Annotated in this window: 16 protein-coding genes and 3 tRNA genes; 10 read left to right on the top strand and 9 right to left on the bottom strand. The window is 52.3% G+C overall.

What is annotated here, in order from left to right; genetic code table 11:
* Nucleotides 1-2: 2 nt before the first annotated feature.
* Nucleotides 3-338 carry a Grx4 family monothiol glutaredoxin gene (locus NR302_RS08620; protein ID WP_175501675.1) on the bottom strand — a complete coding sequence of 112 codons (336 nt, stop codon included), beginning with the start codon at nucleotides 336-338 and terminating at the stop codon, nucleotides 3-5.
* Nucleotides 339-702: 364 nt separating this feature from the next.
* Between NR302_RS08620 and NR302_RS08615 the strand changes: the two genes are divergently transcribed.
* On the top strand, nucleotides 703-1,494 hold the full coding sequence (locus NR302_RS08615) for a C40 family peptidase (RefSeq protein ID WP_061716685.1): 792 nt from the start codon (nucleotides 703-705) through the stop codon (nucleotides 1,492-1,494).
* Nucleotides 1,495-1,550: 56 nt separating this feature from the next.
* On the opposite strand, the gene NR302_RS08610 is transcribed toward NR302_RS08615, so the two are convergent.
* Nucleotides 1,551-1,640, bottom strand: a complete 90-nt coding sequence (locus tag NR302_RS08610; protein ID WP_007892756.1) for a YnhF family membrane protein — start codon at nucleotides 1,638-1,640, stop codon at nucleotides 1,551-1,553.
* Between the two features lie 274 nt (nucleotides 1,641-1,914).
* On the opposite strand from NR302_RS08610, the gene purR reads away from it, so the two are divergent.
* The gene (purR, locus tag NR302_RS08605) at nucleotides 1,915-2,940 is read left to right on the top strand and encodes an HTH-type transcriptional repressor PurR (protein ID WP_008110309.1); all 1,026 of its coding nucleotides are present in this window, start codon (nucleotides 1,915-1,917) and stop codon (nucleotides 2,938-2,940) included.
* On the opposite strand, the gene punR is transcribed toward purR, so the two are convergent.
* Nucleotides 2,937-3,848, bottom strand: coding sequence for a DNA-binding transcriptional activator PunR (gene punR / locus NR302_RS08600; RefSeq protein WP_008110311.1), 912 nt, complete (start codon nucleotides 3,846-3,848; stop codon nucleotides 2,937-2,939). The two genes, purR and punR, sit on opposite strands and share 4 nt — an antisense overlap.
* 110 nt (nucleotides 3,849-3,958) lie before the next feature.
* Here punR and punC point away from each other — a divergent pair, with 110 nt between their 5' ends.
* On the top strand, nucleotides 3,959-5,161 hold the full coding sequence (gene punC, locus NR302_RS08595; protein WP_258144994.1) for a purine nucleoside transporter PunC: 1,203 nt from the start codon (nucleotides 3,959-3,961) through the stop codon (nucleotides 5,159-5,161).
* A gap of 311 nt (nucleotides 5,162-5,472) precedes the next feature.
* Nucleotides 5,473-6,621, top strand: a complete 1,149-nt coding sequence (gene cfa, locus NR302_RS08590) for a cyclopropane fatty acyl phospholipid synthase (protein ID WP_008110314.1) — start codon at nucleotides 5,473-5,475, stop codon at nucleotides 6,619-6,621.
* Between the two features lie 49 nt (nucleotides 6,622-6,670).
* Here cfa and NR302_RS08585 read toward each other — a convergent pair whose 3' ends face one another.
* Entirely contained in the window at nucleotides 6,671-7,315 is a 645-nt protein-coding gene (locus NR302_RS08585; RefSeq protein ID WP_008110317.1) for a riboflavin synthase, read from the bottom strand.
* A 198-nt stretch (nucleotides 7,316-7,513) separates the two neighbouring features.
* Between NR302_RS08585 and NR302_RS08580 the strand changes: the two genes are divergently transcribed.
* The 6 genes from NR302_RS08580 (at nucleotide 7,514) to NR302_RS08555 (ending at nucleotide 11,570) form a co-directional block, all read left to right on the top strand.
* Entirely contained in the window at nucleotides 7,514-8,887 is a 1,374-nt protein-coding gene (locus NR302_RS08580; RefSeq protein ID WP_179451122.1) for an MATE family efflux transporter, read from the top strand.
* Nucleotides 8,888-9,021: 134 nt separating this feature from the next.
* A tRNA-Val gene (locus NR302_RS08575) sits at nucleotides 9,022-9,098 on the top strand.
* Nucleotides 9,099-9,101: 3 nt separating this feature from the next.
* Nucleotides 9,102-9,178 (top strand) — tRNA-Val (locus tag NR302_RS08570).
* A gap of 19 nt (nucleotides 9,179-9,197) precedes the next feature.
* Nucleotides 9,198-9,274: transfer RNA gene (locus NR302_RS08565), tRNA-Val, on the top strand.
* A 342-nt stretch (nucleotides 9,275-9,616) separates the two neighbouring features.
* On the top strand, nucleotides 9,617-11,029 hold the full coding sequence (pykF, locus tag NR302_RS08560; protein ID WP_008102983.1) for a pyruvate kinase PykF: 1,413 nt from the start codon (nucleotides 9,617-9,619) through the stop codon (nucleotides 11,027-11,029).
* Nucleotides 11,030-11,333: 304 nt separating this feature from the next.
* On the top strand, nucleotides 11,334-11,570 hold the full coding sequence (locus tag NR302_RS08555; RefSeq protein WP_007892735.1) for a major outer membrane lipoprotein: 237 nt from the start codon (nucleotides 11,334-11,336) through the stop codon (nucleotides 11,568-11,570).
* A 73-nt stretch (nucleotides 11,571-11,643) separates the two neighbouring features.
* On the opposite strand, the gene NR302_RS08550 is transcribed toward NR302_RS08555, so the two are convergent.
* The 5 genes from NR302_RS08550 to sufC all read right to left on the bottom strand — a co-directional run bounded on the left by NR302_RS08550 (nucleotide 11,644) and on the right by sufC (nucleotide 16,338).
* Nucleotides 11,644-12,621 carry a L,D-transpeptidase family protein gene (locus NR302_RS08550; RefSeq protein ID WP_258144993.1) on the bottom strand — a complete coding sequence of 326 codons (978 nt, stop codon included), beginning with the start codon at nucleotides 12,619-12,621 and terminating at the stop codon, nucleotides 11,644-11,646.
* 61 nt (nucleotides 12,622-12,682) lie between these two features.
* Nucleotides 12,683-13,099 (bottom strand): cysteine desulfuration protein SufE, encoded by a 417-nt coding sequence (sufE, locus tag NR302_RS08545; protein ID WP_008102979.1) that lies wholly within the window; start codon nucleotides 13,097-13,099, stop codon nucleotides 12,683-12,685.
* A 20-nt stretch (nucleotides 13,100-13,119) separates the two neighbouring features.
* Complete coding sequence (gene sufS, locus NR302_RS08540) at nucleotides 13,120-14,343, bottom strand: cysteine desulfurase SufS (protein ID WP_258144992.1); 1,224 nt, start codon at nucleotides 14,341-14,343, stop codon at nucleotides 13,120-13,122.
* The gene (sufD, locus tag NR302_RS08535; protein WP_110866026.1) at nucleotides 14,340-15,617 is read right to left on the bottom strand and encodes a Fe-S cluster assembly protein SufD; all 1,278 of its coding nucleotides are present in this window, start codon (nucleotides 15,615-15,617) and stop codon (nucleotides 14,340-14,342) included. Before sufD ends, sufS begins: the two co-directional genes overlap by 4 nt.
* Nucleotides 15,592-16,338, bottom strand: coding sequence for a Fe-S cluster assembly ATPase SufC (sufC, locus tag NR302_RS08530; RefSeq protein ID WP_008102973.1), 747 nt, complete (start codon nucleotides 16,336-16,338; stop codon nucleotides 15,592-15,594). The genes sufD and sufC overlap by 26 nt, the downstream gene beginning before the upstream one ends.
* Nucleotides 16,339-16,370: the final 32 nt, after the last annotated feature.

Genomic DNA, 16,370 nt, shown 5'->3' with positions numbered 1-16,370 from the left:
CATTATTCCGCTTCTTTATACTTCTCAGCGGTCTCTTTCAGCAGTGGCTGAAGTTCACCGCGCTGGAACATCTCAACGATGATGTCGCAGCCGCCGACCAGTTCGCCATCGACCCACAGCTGCGGGAAGGTTGGCCAGTTAGCGTATTTTGGCATTTCAGCGCGAATGTCCGGGTTCTGCAGAATGTCCACGTATGCGAAACGCTCGCCACACGCAGAAAGCGCCTGCACGGCTTGCGCCGAGAAACCGCAGCTTGGCAGCTTTGGAGAACCTTTCATGTACAGCAGAATCGGGTTTTCTGCGATCTGACGCTGAATTTTTTCAACAGTACTCATTATTGCCTTCCTTAATCTTCTACTTCGTGTTTGTTTATTGTAGCGATTTCGCTCCCGGACTGAAAACGGGATTTTGCGTTTGCACTGGCTAATCGCCATGTTTGTTAAGTTAACGCATGACAAATAACATTTTCATATCATTAATTGGCATTAATAAATTAATAATTAGCAATAGCTTCGCTGCGTTAACCAGCTGAAATCGCTCATTTTTGCTACAGAATCAATCTGGTAACATATTAATGGAAAAAGGCCTTACCTTTTGGAAAAAAAGTGGATTAGAATTGCCTCGGCGCTGATCGCTTGATCAGATTTCTCTCACTTTAACGCAGTCTGCTTTCATTCAGCCTGCTTAACCTGTAACCGGATTATGCGTCTACTAATTACGCTTTTCATACTGGCTTTCGCCCAACTGTTTTTTAATGTGGCTGCTGCATCTCCGCATGCGCCCGTTAATGCCAGTTCGCTTAAAGCAGAGAAAAAGAGCGCACGTGAAGACGAGCGCCGCAAACGACGCCCGGTGAAAACCACCACCAAAAAATCGCGCCTGACTGCTGTTCAAAAATTCAAACTCAAAAAACAGACCAAAACAGAAACCGCGCTGCACAAAACCACCAGCAAAAAATCCCCGCTGAAACTCTCTGCTAAGAAATACGGTCATCAACGTTTAGCGAAGAAAACACCTGAGATCGCCGTCGATGATGAAGCATTAGCCCTGACCGGCATCAAAATGAGTAAGGCGCACCGCCAGCGTTATCAAAAGGCGCGTGAAACGGCGATGACCAAATTAATGGGCCAACTCGGCAAACCTTATCAGTGGGGCGGCACTTCGCCACACACCGGTTTCGACTGCAGCGGCTTAGTGTGGTACGCCTATAAAGATCTGGTGAAATTCAAATTCCCGCGCACCGCCAATGAGATGTATCACCTGCGCGATGCGGCACCGATTAAGCGTGAAATGCTGGAGAAAGGTGATCTGGTGTTCTTCCGCATCAATAATCGCGGCACTGCCGACCATGTTGGCGTGTATCTCGGCAACGGGAAATTCATTCAGTCGCCGCGTACCGGCAAAGATATTCAGATTAGCGCACTGGGTGAGGATTACTGGCAAAAACACTATGTGGGCGCGCGTCGTATGATGACGCCAAAAACTATTCGCTAGCTGTTGCGCAACAATCATAAAAAAGCCGGATGCTGTTCTCAGCTCCGGCTTTTTTGTTAATGCATGATCGCGGTAAAGCTGAAGGCGATAATCATCAACAGTGCGCCAACGGTGGTCATTAGCGCCAGCTTCAGGTCGGTATTCATCACAACTCCTTAGTCACACAATTATTAGGGTTAAGGCGATTTTCGCACAGCAATGGGCAAAAATCTCGTGTTATCCGCGCCAGCTTGTTAGAATCGCCGCCTTTCGTTGCGCAACAGATTTTGCGCGTGCTGTATTTACAGCGTGATGAAGTGATTTCGCCTGCTAAAACACACCGTTTTGCCCGCTTTTTTGGGCTATAAAAGCATTAGCAGACGCAAACGTTTAACAATATACTTATCAGTAAGTTGCGATAAGCCCAGGAGTACCATTTTCATGGCAACAATTAAAGATGTCGCAAAACGCGCGGGTGTCTCAACCACCACGGTTTCGCATGTCATCAACAAAACGCGTTTCGTTGCGGAAGAGACGCGTAACGCCGTATGGGAAGCGATCAAAGAATTACACTACTCGCCCAGTGCCGTGGCGCGTAGTCTCAAAGTTAATCACACCAAAACCTTAGGTTTGCTGGCGACCTCCAGCGAAGCGCCCTATTTCGCTGAAATTATCGAAGCGGTGGAGAACCGTTGTTTCGAACGCGGCTACACGCTGATTCTCGGCAACGCGCATAACGATCTGCAAAAGCAGCGTGCTTACCTGTCGATGATGGCGCAAAAGCGCGTCGATGGTTTGCTGGTGATGTGTTCTGAGTATCCAGACGATTTGCTGCAGATGCTGGAAGAGAACCGCAACATTCCAATGGTGGTGATGGATTGGGGTGCGTCGCGCGGTGATTTCACCGATACCGTGCAAGACAATGCGTTTCAGGGCGGCTATCTCGCCGGGCGTTATCTGATTGAACGCGGCCATCGCGATATCGGTGCCATTCCCGGCCAGATGGAGCGCAATACCGGCGGCGGACGTCACGCTGGCTTCCTGCAGGCGATGAACGAAGCGGGCATTACGGTGCGTCCGGAATGGGTAGTTCAGGGCGACTTTGAACCTGAATCGGGCTATCAGGCGATGCAGCAGATTTTAAATCAGAAACAACGCCCAACTGCGGTGTTCTGCGGTGGCGATATCATGGCGATGGGCGCGATTTGCGCTGCTGATGAGATGGGCTTGCGCGTACCGCAGGATATCTCGGTCATCGGCTACGATAACGTGCGCAACGCGCGCTATTTCACGCCAGCGCTGACCACCGTGCATCAGCCAAAAGCCGAACTGGGTGAAAAAGCGCTGGAAATGCTGCTGGATCGCATCACCAGCAAACGTGAAGATCCGCAAACCATCGAAGTTCAGCCAACGCTGATTGAACGCCGTTCGGTGGCGTACGGTCCGTTCCGCGACTATCGCCGCTAAGCCGACACTTCGCTGAGCCATTCGTGGTTCAGCGTTTCGGCATCCCCGAGATAAGCCAGTAACCATTCCAGCGCCGGTGACGCGCGCTGTTCTGACCAGCTAACGCAGCACGGACTGTCCGGAAAGGCTTGCGGCAGTGCCAGTTCGACCAGTTTATGGCTATCCAGCAGCGGACGTGCCAGATGGCCCGGCACCATTCCAACGCACAATCCTGCCAGCAAACAATCCATTCCGGTTTCCCACTCTGGCACCACCAGACGTCGCTGATTATCCAGCGTCCAAGTCATACGGCGCGGCAACGCACGCGAGGTATCTTCCAGCACCAGCGATGGCCATGCCCGCAATGTTTCATCATCCAGCTCCCTGCTGTTAACCAACGGATGATCGGGACTCACTACACAACGCCAGTTCAGTGCGCCCATATCCTGAAAGGCAAAACGTCCGCCCACCGGAATCGCCTGGGTTGCGCCAATCGCCACATCAACCCGGCCATCAGCCAATGCATCCCATACGCCGTTGAACACTTCGTAGCTGATAATCAGCTCCATATCGGGAAAATGGCGATAAAAGTCCTTCACTAACTGCCGCGTACGCTGCGGTTTAACAATGCAATCAACCGCGATGCTTAGCTCCCCGCGCCAGCCATTCGCCAGTTGCTGACACTGTCGGCGGGTTGCCAGCATTTTTTTGATAACAGATCGCCCTTCACGTACAAAATGCTCGCCCGCCGGTGTCATCACCACTTCGCGGTGCTGACGCTCAAACAGCGGCACCGCCAGCCAGCTTTCCAGCTGGCGCACGGTATAGCTGACGGCAGAAGGCACACGATGCAGCTCCTGCGCTGCCGCACTAAAACTGCCGGTGCGCGCCACCGCATCTACCACTTCAAGCGCATATTCTGACCACATAATTTTGCCTTCAAAAAATTTAACAGCACTATGCAAATATTAGCGTTTCACAAAGCGCGTTGCATCCTTTTACACTCCCCGGCGTTCAACCTGCCCAAATGAGAATCACCATGTTGTCGTCTAAAGCATTTATGCCTTATCTCGCCGTGCTCAGCATGCTCGGCTTTCTTGCCACGGATATGTATTTACCCGCCTTTGGCGATATGCAGCGTGATTTCGCTAGCGCACCTGGCACCATTAGCGCCAGCCTGAGTCTGTTTCTCGGCGGTTTCGCCTGTGCACAGGTATTTTGGGGGCCGCTGTCAGATCGTTACGGCCGTAAACCCATTTTGCTGGCCGGTTTAGCCATCTTCGCCCTTGGTTGTCTGGGAATGCTTTGGGTGACCGATGTCCGCCTGATGCTGGCGCTACGTTTTGTGCAGGCGATTGGTGTGTGTGCGGCTGCGGTGAGCTGGCAGGCGCTGGTAGTGGATCACTATCCAAAAGCCAAAGCCAATAAAGTGTTTGCCACGATTATGCCGCTGGTTGCGCTGTCTCCGGCGCTGGCACCGCTACTCGGCGCCTGGCTTATCGGCCACTTCCACTGGCGCAGCATCTTTATCACGCTAACGCTGGTTGCCGTGGTGTTGCTGATCGGTACGCTGCAGTTAACCTCGCCTAAGCGCGAGAAAGTTGCGGCAGGAAAACAACCCGGCTGGTTGACCTTGCTGGGTACTCGCGTTTATAGCGGTAACGTCTTGATCTACTCGGCGTGTTCAGCGAGCTTTTTTGCCTGGCTGACGGGATCACCTTTCATTCTCGCCGCTGCTGGCCTGACGCCGGGTGATATTGGCCTGAGCTATATTCCGCAGACCATTGCGTTTCTGATTGGCGGCTTTGGCTGCCGCACGCTGTTAAATCGTTATCAGGGCGCGCAACTGCTGCCGTGGTTGCTGGTGTTGTATAGCCTGAGCATCCTGAGTCTGTTTGTCATCGCCCTGATGCCTTCCGCGCCGCTGTTTGTGCTGTTGATGCCCTTCTGCGGCATGGCGCTGGCCAATGGTGCGATCTATCCGATTGTGGTTGCCAGCGCATTAGCGCCCTTCCCGCACGCCACCGGTAAAGCCGCAGGATTACAGAACTTATTCCAGTTAGGATTATGCTTTGTTGCCAGCCTGCTGGTCTCCGCCGGTCTTGAGCAGGCGTTGTTCAACACCACGTTAGTGATGGTCGCTACCGTGGTACTGGCGTGGGCGGGCTTTGTCTGCCAGCGATCGCTAAACGCACAAAGTGATATTGCCCACACTTCCCGTCCCTGCGAAGATAATCTCTAAGCCAACGCTTTTCGTTAGCAAACTAACGATAACCCGTTGAATATTGACCCACGTGAGCATATACTCTGTGGGTCAGTAATTCTGTATTAAATCAATAATATAAATGTAATGCCTTTAGCGACACTGTCGCGGGATGGCGTCTGCACATTATCCGGTGCGGCGACCCACTTTTCTGCTCAAATTCATACCTCTGTACTACGTCGTACAACGTCGGATTTCTGGCGCACGGATTTTCCGTGAGTTCTCTCACAGGTCTTGGGAAATTGGCTATTCTTTTTCTCAGGTTCAGATCGGAAGGTGATGGAGAAGCTATGAGTTCATCTGTTATAGAAGAAGTGAGCCTTGAAGAAAACCATTGGTATCGGATCGTCAATGAACTGCTAGAGCGGGCTGATATTGCAGTTAATGGCACTCGTCCCTGGGATATTCAGGTAAAGCATCCAGATTTTTTTAAACGCGTTCTTGAGGAAGGATCGCTCGGATTAGGTGAAAGTTACATGGATGGTTGGTGGGAGTGCGAACAGCTCGATATGTTCTTCCATCGCGTTTTAAAACACCATCTGGATAAACAATTACCCCGGCATTTTAAAGATACGTTGCGCATCGCCGCCGCGCGTCTCACTAATTTGCAATCAAAAAAACGCGCCTGGATTGTGGGTAAAGAGCATTACGACCTTGGTAATGATCTATTCTCACTGATGCTTGATCCTTATATGCAATATTCCTGCGGCTACTGGAAAGATGCTGATACCCTGGAAAACGCGCAGCAAGCCAAACTGGATATGATATGCCGCAAGTTGCAACTTGAACCGGGTATGACGCTGTTGGATATCGGTTGTGGCTGGGGCGGACTGGCAGAATACGCTGCGCGCCATTATGGCGTCACGGTGCATGGCGTGACTATTTCAGCAGAGCAACAAAAACTGGCTCAACAACGCTGTGAAGGACTGGATGTCACTATATTACTGCAGGACTATCGCGACCTGAATAATCAATATGATCGCATCGTTTCTGTCGGTATGTTTGAACATGTCGGGCCGAAAAACTATGCCACTTATTTTGATGTTGCTGACCGCAACCTCAAACCAGACGGCATATTTTTGCTGCACACCATTGGCGCCCTCACCACAGATATGAATGTCGATCCGTGGATTGATAAATATATCTTCCCGAACGGTTGTTTGCCGTCAGTGCGTCAAATCGCTGACGCCAGTGAGCCACATTTCGTCATGGAAGATTGGCATAACTTTGGCGCAGATTACGATACGACGTTAATGGCATGGTATGAACGTTTTCAGGCGGCGTGGCCGCAGCTGGCTGAGAAATATGGCGAACGTTTTAAACGAATGTTCGACTATTATCTCAACGCCTGCGCCGGTGCGTTTCGTGCCCGTGATATTCAGCTGTGGCAGGTAGTATTCAGTCGTGGCAAGGATGGCGGTTTACGCGTTGCGCGTTAATAAGCTTTGAAATGAATCAAGGCGCCACATGGCGCCTTTTTTAACGGTATTATTCTGCGCTAGCAATCTGCGCCAGTGCAGCGGCTTCACGCTGCGCTAATACGCGCTCAACCGTTTCCACAATGGCCTGCGTATGCGGATCAATCTCAATATTGACCTTATGACCAAACTTCTTCGCGCCTAAAGTGGTGCGCTCCAGCGTTTCCGGAATCAAATGCACACAGAATTTGCTTTTCGTCACGTCGCCAACGGTCAAACTAATTCCATCGATACCCACGAAACCTTTGTGCAGAATATATTTGATCTGCGTGGCGTCCTGTAATTTAAACCAGATTTCGCGGTTGTTTTCTGACTGGATGATTTTGCAGATTTCCGCCGTGGTCATAATATGGCCAGACATTAAATGGCCGCCAATTTCATCACTGAACTTCGCGGCACGTTCAATATTCACCACATCACCCACCTTTAATTCACCCAGGTTGGTAATGCGCAATGTTTCTTTAATCAGATCGAAGCTGACCAGATCACCGTTAATCTCGGTTACGGTCAGGCAGCAGCCGTTGTGTGCCACCGATGCGCCCAGCGCCAGGCCCGGTAACAGATCCTCCGGTAAGCGCACAATATGGGTACGAAACAGATCTTTCTCTTCAATGCCGACAATTTCTGCCGTGCCTTGCACAATTCCAGTAAACATGATCTCAGCCTCTGCAAAGTTTGCGTCAGTTTATCACAGCTTGTTGGCGGCAGCTTAATTTGGCGGAGTTCAAACTTTACACAAATTGCTAAACAAAATGCGATCAACGTTTGGCGGAAGCCAGCGCTGCCGCTACACTATGCCGCGCATTCTTTGGGGATTTCGCCCCGCTCTCTTCTTTAATTAAGCAGGTGTAACGTGCAGAAGTATTTTACAGAAGCGCGTCAATTGCTGGCCCTCGCGATCCCGGTCATCCTTGCTCAGGTGGCCCAGACGGCGATGGGATTTGTAGATACTGTTATGGCCGGTGCGGTAAGCGCCACGGATATGGCCGCCGTTGCTGTCGGCACCTCTATCTGGCTTCCCGCCATTCTGTTTGGTCATGGTCTTCTACTGGCTTTGACGCCTACCGTTGCGCAACTCAACGGTTCAGGACGACGCGAACGTATCGCGGAACAAGTGCGCCAGGGATACTGGATGGCAATTGCCGTTGCGCTACTGATTATGGTGGTACTGTGGAATGCCGGTTATCTGATTAACACCATGCATGACATCGATCCTGAATTGGCCGCCAAAGCCGAAGGATACCTGCATGCGTTGCTGTGGGGCGCGCCGGGTTATCTGCTGTTCCAGGTGATGCGCAACCAGTGTGAAGGTTTGTCGAAAACCAAACCGGCGATGCTGCTCGGCTTTCTCGGTCTGATGGTGAACATTCCGCTCAACTATGTGTTCATTTATGGGCATTTCGGTATGCCGGCCTTAGGCGGCGTCGGCTGCGGTGTGGCGACGGCGTCGGTCTATTGGGTGATGTTCCTGGTGATGCGCTTCTGGGTTAAACGCATGGCAAGCATGCGCGATATCCGCATGAAAACGCGTTGGTCCGCACCGTCACGCGCAATTTTGTCACGCCTGTTCACGCTGGGTTTGCCGGTGGCATTGGCGCTGTTCTTTGAGGTGACCCTGTTTGCCGTGGTGGCGCTTTTAGTATCACCACTCGGCATCGTCAAAGTGGCCGGGCACCAGATTGCGCTCAACTTCAGCTCGTTGATGTTCGTGTTGCCGTTGTCGCTCGGCGTGGCCACCACCATTCGCGTTGGCTATCGACTCGGACAAGGTTCAGCCGAACAGGCGCGCGTTGCCGCGTGGACTGGCCAGGGAGTCGGCATCAGTATGGCGGCCATCACCGCGCTGTTTACCGTGATATTCCGTCATGATATCGCCGCGCTGTATACCGCAAATCCTGAAGTCATTACTCTTGCGGCGCAACTGATGCTGCTGGCGGCGATCTATCAGTTCTCAGATTCGATTCAGGTGATTGGCAGCGGTATCTTGCGAGGATATAAAGACACGCGCTCGATCTTCTTCATTACTTTTATCGCGTATTGGGTGCTGGGTTTGCCGGTGGGTTATGTACTGGCGATGACGGATTGGGTATTGCCGAAACTCGGTCCCGCCGGTTTCTGGTGTGGCTTTATTATCGGCCTGACCTCCGCAGCAGTGATGATGATTTGGCGCATCCGTCGTTTGCAGCGCCTGCCTGCGCAAGTGATTTTGGCGCGCGCCGCGCGCTAAGTGGCTGGTAACGGCGAAAAAAACGACGCATAGCACAGTTGCTGGTCAGTCGTAGGGGAAAAACACTTTTTCCCCTTGCCAGCATCACGGCCTGCCGTTAATATTCGTCCCCGCTGTCGCCCTGACAGCGTGTTGCGCTCTTAGCTCAGTTGGTTAGAGCACCACCTTGACATGGTGGGGGTCGATGGTTCGAGTCCATTAGAGCGCACCAAGTGCGTCCGTAGCTCAGTTGGTTAGAGCACCACCTTGACATGGTGGGGGTCGGTGGTTCGAGTCCACTCGGACGCACCAATTATTGAATATTCTGCATGCGCTCTTAGCTCAGTTGGTTAGAGCACCACCTTGACATGGTGGGGGTCGATGGTTCGAGTCCATTAGAGCGCACCATTCTGGTTTTATCTCCTTGCGCAACACCTTTTTCTTGATCTGCATCGTCTTTATCACGCCGCTTTTATATTGGTTTTCGCATACTTAGCGACTATACTATGCCGCGTTGTTCCACCTGAAAGGTTTCAGCGCTAACGTGCCTATGCAAACAACTCCAATGATTTGCGCAACACTGATCACTCAGTTCCCTCGCGTACTGCATAACTTCTCTGCACGCTTTGCTTTCGTCTCCTATTCTTATTTCTGTGAAATCCGTTCCAACACCATAAATATTCTCACTTCGGTGCCATGCGCATCGAATCCCGACCTTTATCATCCATCACAACTTATAGAAAACCTGACATGAAAAAGACCAAAATCGTTTGTACTATCGGTCCAAAAACCGAATCTGAAGAGATGCTGACCCAACTGCTGGAAGCGGGCATGAACGTGATGCGCCTGAACTTCTCGCACGGGGACTATGCTGAACACGGCCAACGCATTACCAACATGCGTGCCGTTATGGAAAAAACCGGTCGTCAGGCCGCTATTCTGCTGGACACCAAAGGTCCGGAAATTCGTACCATGAAACTGGAAGGCGGCAACGATGTATCGTTGAAAGCGGGCCAGACCTTCACCTTCACTACCGATCAGTCGGTGATTGGTAACAGCGAACGTGTTGCCGTGACCTACGCCGGTTTCACTGAAGACCTGAAAATTGGTAACACCGTGCTGGTCGACGATGGCTTGATCGGTATGCAGGTGACTGAAGTCACTGAGAACTCAGTGATCTGTAATGTCCTGAACAACGGCGATCTGGGTGAGAACAAAGGCGTTAACCTGCCAGGTGTCTCCATTCAGCTGCCTGCACTGGCGGAAAAAGATAAGCGCGACCTGATCTTTGGTTGCGAGCAGAACGTTGATTTCGTCGCCGCTTCATTTATCCGTAAGCGTTCTGACGTGCTGGAAATCCGTGAGCACCTGAAAGCACACGGCGGCGAACACATTCAAATCATCTCGAAAATCGAGAACCAGGAAGGCCTGAACAACTTCGACGAAATCCTCGAAGCGTCAGACGGCATCATGGTTGCGCGTGGCGACCTCGGCGTTGAGATCCCGGTTGAAGAAGTGATCTTCGCGCAGAAGATGATGATCAAAAAATGTAATAAAGCCCGCAAAGTGGTGATCACCGCGACGCAGATGCTGGATTCAATGATCAAAAACCCGCGCCCTACCCGCGCAGAAGCTGGCGACGTGGCTAACGCCATCCTCGATGGTACCGATGCGGTGATGCTGTCTGGTGAGAGCGCGAAAGGCCGCTATCCGCTGGAGTCGGTCACCATCATGGCGACCATCTGTGAGCGCACCGATCGCGTGATGAAATCCCGCATCGATTCATTGCAAGACTCACGCAAGCTGCGCATCACCGAAGCAGTGTGCCGCGGTGCGGTTGAGACTGCAGAGAAGCTGGAAGCACCACTGATTGTTGTAGCTACCGAAGGCGGTAAATCTGCCAAAGCGATCCGTAAGTATTTCCCGGATGCCACCATTCTGGCGCTCACCACCAACGAAACCACCGCGCGTCAGCTGATTCTGAGCAAAGGTATCGAAACCCATCTGGTGACAGAAATTGCCTCAACTGATGATTTCTATCGCATTGGTAAAGAAATGGCGCTGGAAAGCGGATATGCGCAGAAAGGCGATGTTGTGGTAATGGTTTCAGGCGCATTAGTACCAAGCGGAACGACAAACACCGCTTCTGTACATGTAATCTGATTAGCAACTGAATTTTTATTAAAAAGCGCCTTTTCCAGGCGCTTTTTTTATTGCTGATGTAATACAAAAACCAGAAATTTCCAATCGAAATTAACTATTCAAAATCTCGTATGATTAAGGTTAGTCCGATTAAATCTCTCTGTTTTAGCTAATTATTTTCATCTTCTTCTGTGAAATGCTGTTTCTTTGAGCGAACGATCAAAATTAAGCATGTTCTCATCAAAAATTTATTCTCAACTCAAAAAGCTTTGTGTAATACTTGTAACGCTACATGGAGATTAACTCAATCTAGAGGGTATAAAGAATGAATCGCACTAAACTGGTACTGGGCGCTGTAATCCTGGCTTCAACTATGCTGGCTGGTTGCTCAAGCAACGCTAAAATCGACCAACTGTCTTCAGACGTTCAGACTCTGAACGCTAAAGTTGATCAGCTGAGCAACGACGTGAACGCAATCCGTTCTGACGTTCAGGCTGCTAAAGATGACGCAGCTCGCGCTAACCAGCGTCTGGACAACCAGGCTCACTCTTACCGTAAGTAAGAGTACTGGTTGAAAAATGGTGCCCATGTGGCACCATTTTTTTTGTCCGGATTCTGCGTTTATCTGGTCCGAATTAGGGTTGCGCTACTGCTTCACCTACAGCTTCAGCACTCTGATTAGTTACCGGCTCACCGCTGCTCACTAACACCGGCATTCCTGAACGTCGGGCTATCACTTCCTTAATCAACGCGGTATCGCTCTTCTCACTCTTTGAGAAGGCTTTCAGCTGCGCAGACTGTGCAATCGGCATGGTTTGTGGATCATCCTTATCATTGCGCGATAAAGGCTGATGCACTTCAACGTAGCGCTTACCGTCGGGCTCAATGGCATATTTGATGGGCTGGTTGATCACCTGCACGCGCGTTCCTTTCGGCACGCTGTTGAACAGCGCTTCAATATCATCCGGTCGCAGGCGAATACAGCCAGAACTCACGCGCATACCAATACCAAAGTCAGCATTAGTGCCGTGAATTAGATACTGACCGGTGCCGCGCGCCAGACGCATCGCAAACAGCCCCATCGGGTTATCTGGCCCAGCGGGCACCACGCCCGGCAAAGTGATGCCCTCTTTGGCATAGCGCTTGCGGATATTGGTGGTTGGCGTCCAGGTAGGATTAGGGATTTTCTGGCTGATGCTGGTGACCATGGTTGGCGTCATGGCGCCCAATTGGCCGATACCAATCGGATAGACCACCACACGATCTTCACCTTTCGGATAGTAGTAGAGCCGCAGTTCCGCGAGGTTAATCACGATACCTTCGCGTGGCGCATCAGGCAGCAGCATCTGCAGCGGCACGGTTAATTGTGTGCCGGCCTTTGGCAGCCAGGGATCAACGCCTGGATTGGCTTCCAGCATGCCGAGCATGCCTATCTTATAATGCGCGGCAATGCTCTCCAGCGGCCGTTTGTCATCCGGCACGATGGTTAGGGTATTCTCGCCAATTAAACGGCTGTTATCGGCTGGTAGGGGATATTCCGTAGCAAATGCAGGTGCAGAGAGTCCGCAACAGGACAACAGCAATGCACCGGCTAAACGTAAGGCTGGTTTCATGCAATTTTCTCTTTGTCGGATAGAACAGACCCCGGTCAAGCCGGGGTCTGGAGAGTGTAACTTAGCTGAGGGTCTGAGCGTTATGCCGGATCGCGCGGATCATGGCTTCCAGACCCTGTGAACGCGAGGGAGTGAGATGTGAGGTCAGCGCCAATTCGCCGAACCAGTGACGCACATCGAGATCGAGAATCTCTGGCGCCTTAAGCCCCTGATACAGGCTAAATACCACTGCAATCAACCCTTTAACGATGGCGGCATCACTGTCACCTTCGAAGGCGATAGTGCCATCGGCCTGCGGGGTCATGCGTATCCACACCTGGCTCTGACAGCCTGAAATCACGTGTTCTGGCTGCTGTAAGCTTTCGGAGGATTCTGGTAATTTCCCACCGAGTTCAATGATGTAGAGGTACTTCTCTTCCCAGTTAGCGCAACGATTAAAGTTACGAACCAGTCTCTCTTTATCTGGCAAATTCGCCATGAATCACTCCTGAAATCTGCTCAACCGCCCAGCAGACGATGAATACGGGTCAAACCTGCGGCCAGGCGATCGGCTTCTTCTTCGGTGTTATACAGCGCGAAGGAGGCACGACACATCGCCGGCACCGCATAATGACGCATCAGCGGCATTGCGCAATGATGGCCGGTGCGGATCGCAATACCGTATTGATCAAGGAAACTGCCGACATCAAACGCGTGATGCTTGCCGAGGTTAAAAGCCACCACGCCGCTACGACTCTCCGGACCGTAAATCACCAGATCCGGCACCGAAGCCAGTTTATCCAGCGCATAACGCATCAGCATCGATTCGCGCTGATGAATAACGTCCAGGCCCAGTTCGCTGATCCACGTTAACGCCGCACCCAAACCAATGATACCGCCGGTATTTGGCGTGCCCGCTTCGAAACGCCATGGCGTACTGTTAAAGGTGGTGCCGGTTGGCAGCACCACTTCAGAAATCATCGAACCGCCGCCTTCCCACGGTGGCATGATCTCCTGCAACGCTTTACGCGCGTACAGCACACCAATACCGGTCGGACCATAAATTTTATGGCCGGAGAAGGCGTAGAAGTCACAGTCGATATCCTGCACATCCACCGCGTGATGCATCACAGCTTGCGCGCCATCCACCAGCGTAATCACGCCAGCGGCTTTCGCTTGCGCCACGATGGCTTTCACAGGATTGACGGTGCCGAGCACGTTTGAAACGTGGGTCACCGCCAGCAAACGAGTGCGGCCATCAATCAAGCCGCTCAGCTGCTCCAGCGCCAGCTCGCCCTGCGCATTTAGCGGCAGTACGCGAATTTCTGCGCCGGTACGCTGTGCCACCATCTGCCACGGTACGATGTTAGCGTGATGCTCCATCTCGGTGATGATGATGTTGTCGCCTGGCTGCAGCTGACTGCCGCCCCAACTGTTAGCCACCAGATTGATGGCTTCCGTGGTGCCTTTGACGAAGATGATCTCTTCAGGCGAAGCGGCGTTAAGAAAACGCGCTGCCTGATGACGCACGTTCTCCATGTCAGTGGTCGCCTGCGCGCTCAACGAATGGATACCGCGGTGCACAGCTGCATAGCCGTGCTGGTAGAAATAACTTTCCGCATTGATGACCGCGAGCGGGCGCTGTGCGCTGGCCGCGCTATCAAGGTAGGCCAGCGGATGTCCGTTGACCTCACGTTTCAGAATCGGAAATTCCGCTCTGATGCGTTCGAGATCGAAACTCATGACTCAACTCCCGGAATACGCGCGGCAATGCGCTGCAGCACCACCTGACGCAGTACCGGATTCTCCAGCGTTTCGGTGAGTTCAGCGGCAAATGCATGGATGATCATACGCTGTGCGGCGGTCTCATCGATGCCGCGCGAGCGCAGATAGAACATCTGCTCTTCATCAATACGACCAATGGTCGCACCGTGACTGCACTTCACGTCATCAGCATAGATTTCCAACTGCGGCTTGGTGTCCACTTCAGCCAGACGGCCCAGCAACAGGTTGTTGTTGGTCATCTGTCCATCGGTTTTCAGCGCGTGCTGTGCCACTTTAATCATGCCGTTGAACACCGCACGACCTTTATCGCGCGCGATGACTTTGTGCATCTGACGACTGGTGCAGTAGCCTTTGTTGTGCTCCAGATAGCTGCGGGTATCGCACACTTCCTGATTCACCGGCAACGACAAGCTGTTGATCGCCAGATTGGTATTTTCGCCATTCAGCTGCGCGCTGGTGTTGTGACGCGATAAGCCCGCCCCCAGCAGGAAGCTGGTGGTGGCTACATTCGCATCACGGCCCATCACCACGTCATTGTGCGCGAAGTGGTAAGCCTTCTCGCTCTCAAATGACAGTTTGATGTGCTGCAGTTTGGCATTGTCGGCCACGTCGAACGTGAAACGCGCGCCGGTAAAGTGCGCCACATCATTCAGCGTAACGTAGTGCTCAATCACTTCCGCTTCTGCGCTGGCTTCCAGTTGCAGATGGTGGCGATGATGCACGGTGTTAGTGCCCGCGTCCTGACCACTGGTGATGTGCAGCAGATAGAGCGGTTTAGCCGCTGATTTGCCACGCGCCAGACGAATGGTGGTGGCTTCTTCCGCCAGGCTTTCGGTCAGATGCAGGAACACTTCCGGCTGAATCGGTGCCGGCAGCGGACGACGCTCAGAAGCCTGCGCATGTTGAATTTCAAACAGGCCGGTATCACGGCTGCTCAATTCGGCCTGAAAGCGACCGTCAACAAACACCAGACGCACCGCATCAACCGGCAGCGCCAGCGCTTCAACTTGCTCCGCGCTCACTTCCTGCGGCTGCGGCAGCACAAACTGCTGCGCCAGCAGGCCATCAAGCGGCGTGTATTTCCAGTTTTCATGCTTACGCGTCGGCAGGCCGACACGCATCAGTTGCTGCCAGTGCTGCTGCGCCTGTAAAGAACGCACGTCACCGCGCGATTCAAACAGGTGATGCCACTGCTGCAGGGCGTTATCACTCTTGGTCGGTAAGCCAGCCATAGCCTTGCTCCTCCAACTGTTTCACCAGCGAGAAGTCGCCAGATTTAACGATCTTGCCCTGATACAGCACGTGTACGTGATCCGGCTTGATGTAATCCAGGATGCGCTGATAGTGCGTCACGATGATGAATGAACGCTTACCGTCGCGCAGGCTATTAACGCCTTCGGCCACGATTTTCAGCGCATCGATATCCAGACCGGAGTCGGTTTCATCAAGGATGCACAGCTCAGGTTCCAGAGCCGCCATCTGCAGGATGTCGTTACGCTTCTTCTCACCGCCGGAGAAGCCCACGTTCACTGAACGGGTCAGCAAATCTTCTGGCATCTTCAGCAGCTGGATTTTATCTTCGATAAAGTCCTGGAAGTCGAAACGGTCCAGCGGCTCCTGCTCACGGTATTTACGTACCGCGTTGACCGAGGTCTGCAGGAAGAACTGGTTGCTGACGCCCGGAATTTCTACCGGATACTGGAATGCCATGAAGATGCCTTCACCGGCACGCTCTTCTGGCTCAAGTTCCAGCAGATCTTTGCCCTTAAAGGTGACAGAACCGCCAGTGACTTCGTAATCTTCACGACCAGCCAGCGTTGCAGACAGGGTACTTTTACCTGAACCGTTCGGTCCCATGATGGCGTGGACTTCGCCCGGTTTTACTTCAAGGTTCAGACCGCGCAAAATCTCTTTGTCTTCAACGCTAACCTGCAAATCTTTAATGCTTAACATACTCTTTCCTTCACATTGCTTCCGGCAACGGG

Source organism: Pantoea sp. SOD02, from assembly GCF_024707505.1.
In the GTDB taxonomy this organism is placed as follows: Bacteria; Pseudomonadota; Gammaproteobacteria; order Enterobacterales; family Enterobacteriaceae; genus Pantoea; species Pantoea symbiotica.
This window is presented reverse-complemented; position numbering and strand designations above follow the sequence as displayed.

Excerpts from the sequence above, each read along its gene's own strand:
- sufE (WP_008102979.1), bottom strand. The coding sequence starts at position 13,099 with ATGGCGAATTTGCCAGATAAAGAGAGACTGGTTCGTAACTTTAATCGT.
- NR302_RS08555 (WP_007892735.1), top strand. The coding sequence starts at position 11,334 with ATGAATCGCACTAAACTGGTACTGGGCGCTGTAATCCTGGCTTCAACT.
- pykF (WP_008102983.1), top strand. The coding sequence starts at position 9,617 with ATGAAAAAGACCAAAATCGTTTGTACTATCGGTCCAAAAACCGAATCT.
- sufC (WP_008102973.1), bottom strand. The coding sequence starts at position 16,338 with ATGTTAAGCATTAAAGATTTGCAGGTTAGCGTTGAAGACAAAGAGATT.
- NR302_RS08585 (WP_008110317.1), bottom strand. The coding sequence starts at position 7,315 with ATGTTTACTGGAATTGTGCAAGGCACGGCAGAAATTGTCGGCATTGAA.
- punC (WP_258144994.1), top strand. The coding sequence starts at position 3,959 with ATGTTGTCGTCTAAAGCATTTATGCCTTATCTCGCCGTGCTCAGCATG.
- purR (WP_008110309.1), top strand. The coding sequence starts at position 1,915 with ATGGCAACAATTAAAGATGTCGCAAAACGCGCGGGTGTCTCAACCACC.
- NR302_RS08550 (WP_258144993.1), bottom strand. The coding sequence starts at position 12,621 with ATGAAACCAGCCTTACGTTTAGCCGGTGCATTGCTGTTGTCCTGTTGC.
- NR302_RS08610 (WP_007892756.1), bottom strand. The coding sequence starts at position 1,640 with ATGAATACCGACCTGAAGCTGGCGCTAATGACCACCGTTGGCGCACTG.
- cfa (WP_008110314.1), top strand. The coding sequence starts at position 5,473 with ATGAGTTCATCTGTTATAGAAGAAGTGAGCCTTGAAGAAAACCATTGG.
- sufD (WP_110866026.1), bottom strand. The coding sequence starts at position 15,617 with ATGGCTGGCTTACCGACCAAGAGTGATAACGCCCTGCAGCAGTGGCAT.
- punR (WP_008110311.1), bottom strand. The coding sequence starts at position 3,848 with ATGTGGTCAGAATATGCGCTTGAAGTGGTAGATGCGGTGGCGCGCACC.
- sufS (WP_258144992.1), bottom strand. The coding sequence starts at position 14,343 with ATGAGTTTCGATCTCGAACGCATCAGAGCGGAATTTCCGATTCTGAAA.
- NR302_RS08615 (WP_061716685.1), top strand. The coding sequence starts at position 703 with ATGCGTCTACTAATTACGCTTTTCATACTGGCTTTCGCCCAACTGTTT.